The organism is Spirochaetota bacterium (genome assembly GCA_004297825.1).
Classification (GTDB): domain Bacteria; phylum Spirochaetota; class UBA4802; order UBA4802; family UBA5368; genus FW300-bin19.
Genome location: SCSX01000094.1, coordinates 22,138 through 28,735 on the forward strand (window position 1 = coordinate 22,138; position 6,598 = coordinate 28,735).

The 6,598-nt window shown below is 52.4% G+C and carries 5 protein-coding genes; all 5 read left to right on the forward strand.

The genetic code is table 11. The features are described from left to right. The first annotated feature begins 9 nt into the window (after positions 1-9). Positions 10-1,110, forward strand: a complete 1,101-nt coding sequence (locus tag EPN93_21515; GenBank protein ID TAL29477.1) for an AraC family transcriptional regulator — start codon at positions 10-12, stop codon at positions 1,108-1,110. 3 nt (positions 1,111-1,113) lie between these two features. After that, entirely contained in the window at positions 1,114-2,220 is a 1,107-nt protein-coding gene (locus EPN93_21520; protein ID TAL29478.1) for an AraC family transcriptional regulator, read from the forward strand. A 92-nt stretch (positions 2,221-2,312) separates the two neighbouring features. Then, positions 2,313-4,040: a hypothetical protein gene (locus tag EPN93_21525; GenBank protein TAL29479.1), complete on the forward strand. Its 1,728-nt coding sequence runs from the start codon at positions 2,313-2,315 to the stop codon at positions 4,038-4,040. 180 nt (positions 4,041-4,220) lie between these two features. Further along, complete coding sequence (locus EPN93_21530; protein ID TAL29480.1) at positions 4,221-5,873, forward strand: hypothetical protein; 1,653 nt, start codon at positions 4,221-4,223, stop codon at positions 5,871-5,873. A 201-nt stretch (positions 5,874-6,074) separates the two neighbouring features. Then, a partial coding sequence (locus EPN93_21535) for a hypothetical protein (protein ID TAL29481.1) occupies positions 6,075-6,598 on the forward strand: 524 nt, incomplete at its 3' end.

Below are 6,598 nucleotides of genomic sequence, written 5' to 3' on the forward strand. Positions count from 1 at the left end.
GATCAGGCCTTGAACAATATTCTGAATTTATTTGCGTTCGCAAGCATCTGTTCGCTCGTTACGATCGCGTTCGCCTATTTCTCTGAAAAAAGAAAAAAAGCTGACATGGCAATGGTGTTTACCTTTTGCCTGTTGTGGGCGATCTTCACGCTGTTTATACTGTCGGATGAACTGGGTTTTTCCGGGCGCTATCCGCAATTCCTCCATGTCAACGAGCCTTTTGAGCTTTTCATGGGCCCCCTGATTTATTATCGTTTCAGAATACTGGTGGAAGGCAAGATGAAATTCAACCTTCTCACCGTGCTCCTTTTCCTGCCGTGTGTTCTTGCGGTCATATACTTTATCCCCTATTTTACGCTGAGTGGAGAGGAGAAGCTCGCCTGCGCCGGGTTTCAAAACATACAGGATGGTATCGTGCGCGGCATATACCTCGCGATCATGCACGGTCAAACGCCCTGGTTCGTATTCTGCCTCGTCCTCTTCATCGTACATGGATCCAGGATGCTTTCGGCGGAAGGGATCCGGATGGTGATGCAGAAAAAGGTCCTGGTGGCGTATAATCTTCTATGGATCGTCATCGCGGTAACGGGGTATATCATATCTTTCGCGGGACAAGGCGTATTGATGCGGGTGATGGTAATCATCACCAACTACATGATCGTCCTGTTTTATTTCGTCGAAAAAAAATATGCGCGGTTGTTCCTTTTGATTCAGGAGGATTCGACCGAGACCAGGTATAAGCGGTCCATGCTCGGGGGCGTCAATACCGGCGCGGTCGTGGAGCGCGCAAAGGAGCTCATGGAGCGTGAGCAATTGTATCTTGACGAGGACCTGTCGCTGCGGGCCCTGAGCTCAAGGCTCGGCATAACGCCGCACCAGCTTTCGGAGATTTTAAACGGCATGCTGCATGCTAATTTTCGCACGTTCCTAAACGCCTACAGGATAGATGCCGCGAAAAAGATGCTCCTGGAAAACGAGAATACCGGCGTCATCCACATAGCCTATCAATGCGGATTCAAATCGAAAAACGCCTTTAATAATGCGTTTTTAACGCGTGAAGGAATGACACCCACTGAATTCATAAAACAGCGCAAAAAACCGCGAGCGTGAACCATGGAAGACGTTCTCAATACATTGATTTTCGCAACCGGTTGTTCGCTTATGACGATCGCTTCTGGAATTTTCGTGGAAAAAACAAACAGGACGGAAATGATAATCATTTTTGCCCTGTTGTTTCTTTGGGGAGCGGACTCTCTTTTTATTCTCTCCGAGGAAACCTTCTTTTATCGATATTATCCCCACCTCCTGTATCTCAACCAGCCCTTCGAGCTTTTTCTGGGCCCGCTGGTGTATTTTCGCTTCAGGTTAATGATAGAAGGAAAAATGCGTTTTGACCGCCTTGCCGCGCTCCTCCTGGTTCCGGGAGTCCTGGCCGTGGCATATTTCATCCCCTTTTTCATACAAAGCCCGGACGCAAAGCTCGCGTCCGTGGGATTCGACAATATTCAGAAGGGGGCGACGCGCGGAACCTATCTCTTCATAATGTACTCCGCGGGGCCGTATTTCATAGCGTGTCTTGTCCTCGGAGTCGTTCACGGCTACAGGACGCTTTCAAAAAGAGGCATCCGGCTGTTGATGCAGAAGAAGTATTTCGTGAGCTACAACGTTTTATGGATATCCCTTCTATTCATCATTTATATCGCGATACTCTCGGACAAAAGCCTTATGCTTCGATGGACGATTCTACTCATAACCACCCTGCTGATTCTTTCTTATTATCTTGAAAAAAAACACGTCGAATTTTTTCTAGAAATGCAGAAGGACGCAAGCGAGACGCGATATGCGAAATCGATGCTCGGAGGCATCGATACGGGGGCGGTGATCGAACGCCTGAAAGAGCTCATGGAGCTCGAAAAAATTTACCTGGACGAGGGCCTGTCCCTGCAAGGATTGAGCTCCAGGCTGGGCATCACGCCTCATCAGCTTTCGGAGATACTGAACGGCAGGCTCTCCACGAATTTCCGCTCGTTTGTAAATACCTACAGGATACACGCCGCAAAAAAACTCCTCATGGAAGATGAGAACATCAGCATCATGCGAGCGGCCTACCGGTGCGGCTTTAACTCTAAAACCGTTTTCAATAACGCCTTTCTCAAAACGGAAGGCATAACCCCCACGGAATTCAAAGAAAGAAATCGAAAAGAGCGTTCGGATTTATAAATCGGGGCGACAGTCATGAAGTCCCGGGACTACTATTCTTCCAAAAGGATATCCAGATATGGTCGTCTTTAGCGCCATTCCAGGGAAGATATATGAAAAATAGTACTATTATTCGACTATCTGTTTTTGTATTGATAATCTTTTCAACCGCACTCAATTGCTCTCGTGCAGGCAACTCCTCGATTGTTCATATAAATACCGGCAGCAACAAACAGGCGTCATGCACGCCCGGGAACCTTATCTTCGATCGCTTTCTGGCTTTATTCGAAAGCATGGCAGAAGCACAAACCACAGGGGAAGGCGGTGAGCCTCCTACGGGAATCACCAGCTACGATCTTAAGGTAAGCGGACCGGGTATGGGCACCATGAATGAAGTATATCCAGGTGATACAGAGACAATTACACTGGAAGTGCCTGCCGGTTCCACCCGCCTTTTCGAGTTAACGGCAAAAAGAGCCGAGGGAAATTACCGCGGGTCTGCAAAATGTGACCTGAGAGCGGGAGAAGAGGTTACCGTTTCGATTACCATGAAATCCGTGGGCCTCGGTTATACCGTAACCTACTATGGAAACAATAATACCGGTGGAGAAGTCCCGATTGATGCGAATGCGTATAATAACGGGGATACCGTCACCGTGCTGGGCTATTCCGGAAATCTGGTAATTCCCGGTATTACTTTTATCGGCTGGGACACGCAGGCCGACGGGAAAGGAACCACGTATATCCCCGGACAAACATTTACCATGGGCTCCGCCGACGTATCCTTGTATGCAAAATGGTTCACATGGTCGGTCTTTGGTTCCGCTAATAACACCGTCAAAGCCCTTGCGGTTGACGGCTCTTGCAATCTTTATGTGGGGGGATATTTTACTATAGCCGGGGGCTCGACTCTAAACTATATAGCGAAATGGGACGGGACCTCATGGTCCGCTCTCGGTACAGGGATGGGTGCGGCTGTATACGCCCTTGAGGTTGACGGCTCCGGCAACCTCTACGCGGGCGGATCTTTTACGACAGCAGGCGGCGCAACTGCAAACCGTATCGCGAAATGGGACGGGAGCTCATGGTCCGCTCTCGGTACAGGGATGGGTGCGGCTGTATACGCCCTTGCGGTTGACGGCTCCGACAACCTCTATGCAGGCGGAAGTTTTACTACGGCAGGAGGCTCGACGGCAAGTTGTATCGCGAAATGGGACGGCAGCTCATGGTCCGCTCTCGGTTCCGGCATAAGCAATGCATCCGGGCCGGCAAATGTATTTGCCCTTGCGGTGGACGGCTCAGGCAATCTCTACGCAGGCGGGTCTTTTCCTACCGCAGGGGGTACTACGGCAAACCATATTGCGAAATGGAACGGGAGCACATGGTCTGCGCTGGGTTCAGGGATGGATGATGAGGTCTATGCCCTTGCGGCTGACAGCTCCGGCAACCTCTACGCAGGCGGGTATTTTATTTCAGCAGGCGGCACGGCGGCAAGCTGTATCGCGAAATGGGACGGGAGCTCATGGTCCGCTCTCGGCTCTGGAATGTATGGGACAAATGACTACTGGGTAAATGCCCTCGCGGTTGACGGCTCCGGCAACCTTTACGCAGGCGGGAGTTTTACCACCGCAGGAGGCACGGCGGCAAACGGAATCGCGAAATGGGACGGCAGCTCATGGACGGCGCTGGGGTCCGATTTAAACAGCGAAGGGGAGGTTTGCGCCCTCACCGTCGACGGCTATGGAAACCTCTTCGCCGGCGGAGCATTTTCTGTAACGGTCGGAGGCGGCGGGAACGCATCGAATATTGCGGAGTTCGGCACCAGGGTGACGTCATATTAAGCATATGCGTATTATTTATAATTCCAAACTCACGAAACGGTTTTATTTTCGATTGAACTGGTGTTCGGAGGAGTCTTGGAGGAAATCGTGTAAATATCGGCGAGAAAGATTTTCCCCAACAAGCATATAAAAATATCAACGTAATCCGATCAGTCCATCGTAGCGATTATTAACCGGGAAATGGATCACGATTTATTAACCTGGGCGACGGACATGAGATGGCAGGTATTTGGTTACCCCAGAATAAAGAGGTGGAGCATGATTGGAAAATCGGTCTTTTCAGTAGTATTAGTAACAGCAACGGTATTTTTTACATCCTGCGGCGGCGGAGGCGGCGGCGGAGGAGGTCTGCATGATTCGGGCGATGCACCCGAGAACTGGGTGCAGGACGCCTATCTCAAGGCGTCGAACGCAGGCGCCATCGACGTTTTTGGTAACGCCGTTGCAGTGGACGGCGATACCATCGTGATTGGCGCTCCCTACGAGAGCAGCGGCCAGACGAGCGTTACCAATGATGACGGCACCGCCAGCGACGACAACTCCGCATCGCAGGCGGGCGCGGCGTATGTGTTCACAAGGGACGCGTCCGGCAACTGGAGTCAGGATGCGTATCTCAAGGCGTCGAACGCCGGGGCGGGCGACCAGTTCGGCATAGCCGTGGCCGTCTACGGCGATATCATCGTAGTGGGCGCCGCGTGCGAATCCAGCGGACAGAAGTCCGTGACTAACGACGACGGGACGGCGAGCGCCGATAATACTCTCACCGGAGCGGGGGCGGTATATGTGTTCAGGAAGGACGGCTCCGGCGACTGGGTGCAGGACGCCTATCTCAAGGCGTCGAACGCCGCAACGAACAATTACTTCGGAAGTGCGGTCGCGGCGGAGGACGATACGATTGTCGTGGGCTCATACGGCGAATCCGGCTCGGGAGCCGCATACGTGTTCAGCAAGGACGGTTCCGGCAATTGGGTGCAGGATGCGTGCCTCAAGGCGTCGAACGCCGGTGCGAACGATCAATTTGGAATCTCCGTCGCGATGAGCGGCGGTGTAATCGTCGTGGGTGCGGATAAAGAGGCGAGCGCCCAGACGGGAATCATCAACACCGACGGAATCGCAAGCGCCGATAATTCGGCCTATTCATCGGGCGCTGCATACGTGTTTAAAAAGGACGGCTCCGGCGCCTGGATCCAGGATGCCTATCTCAAGGCGTCGAACGCGGGATCGAACGACGGATTCGGCTTTTCAGTCGCGATAAGCGGCGGCATCATTGTAGTGGGCGCCAATGCGGAATCCAGCAGTCAGGATACAGTCACCAATGACGACGGAAGTGCGAGCGAGGACAATGCCTCGCTGAACATGGGGGCCGCCTATGTATTCAAGACAGACGGCTCAGGGAACTGGATACAGGACGCCTATCTCAAGGCATCGAATACAATCGCGGAGTCGGGTAAAGACGTGAATTTCGGTTGGTCGGTTGCGGTAAGCGGCGATGTAATAATCGTTGGTGCGGTGTATGAATACAGCAACCAGACCGGCATTACCAACGACGACGAGACCGCGAGCGCCGATACCACAGCCGTCTATGCGGGGGCGGTGTTCGCGTTTGAAAGAGACGGTTCCGGAAACTGGATACAGGACGCCTACATAAAGGCCTCCAACGGTGAAGCCTCCGATTGCTTCGGCACCTTCGTCGCGATACGCGGCGAAACCGTTGTCGCGGGATCGTTCGGCGAGGACAGCGGCCAGACGGTCGTTACGAACGACGACGGGATAGCCGGTTCCGACAATACGGCGAGCGTTGCCGGCGCGGCGTACGTGTTCACGCGCAAGTAGCTCGGGAACTGCGGCCTGAACGAAGCGGCGCGCGCGAAGGCGCGAAAACATTTTCGCGCCTTCGCGTAATGACCTCATGGAATTCAAAGAAAGAAACAAAAAAGCGCGTTCGGATTTATAAACCGGGGCGACATGCATAATGAACAGCGGTTATCTTCTCCCCATATTACCGACACGGCGAGCGTTGTCAAGGAGGCGGTTATGAAGAGACTTGTTTATATTTTATTGGCAGTCATTGTTTGTAGCCTGGGTGCATGCGACAACGGCGGCGGCGACGGCGGCGGCAAAAGCGTTTATATAGCAGGCGACGTAATGGATGAGAACTATTACAATTTTGGAGGATACTGGAAAGACGGAACATGGATATTGCTTCAAAATGCCTATAGCACGGGCAGCCTGACTTATGAAACGCAAAGTTCTGCGTCAAGCATAGCCGTAAGTGCGAGCACTGTTTATATAGGCGGAAGTTGCTTTAATAGTACTACCTCTAAATGGATGAGCGGATACTGGGTGTTAAACGGATCAAAGACTCCCACATGGGTGGAGCTGGCCAAGCTTGCTTCAAATAAAGACGCAGGCGTGCAATCCATAACGATCGACGGCGGCACCGTATATGCGGGCGGGTATTGCATTAACTCATCGAGTGTTTCTGTGGCCGGATACTGGGTATCGGACGGATCGGCGACACCAGCATGGGTCGAGCTTGCGAATCCGAACGGATCCTA

Excerpts from the sequence above, each read along its gene's own strand:
- EPN93_21520 (TAL29478.1), top strand. The coding sequence starts at position 1,114 with ATGGAAGACGTTCTCAATACATTGATTTTCGCAACCGGTTGTTCGCTT.
- EPN93_21525 (TAL29479.1), top strand. The coding sequence starts at position 2,313 with ATGAAAAATAGTACTATTATTCGACTATCTGTTTTTGTATTGATAATC.
- EPN93_21530 (TAL29480.1), top strand. The coding sequence starts at position 4,221 with ATGGATCACGATTTATTAACCTGGGCGACGGACATGAGATGGCAGGTA.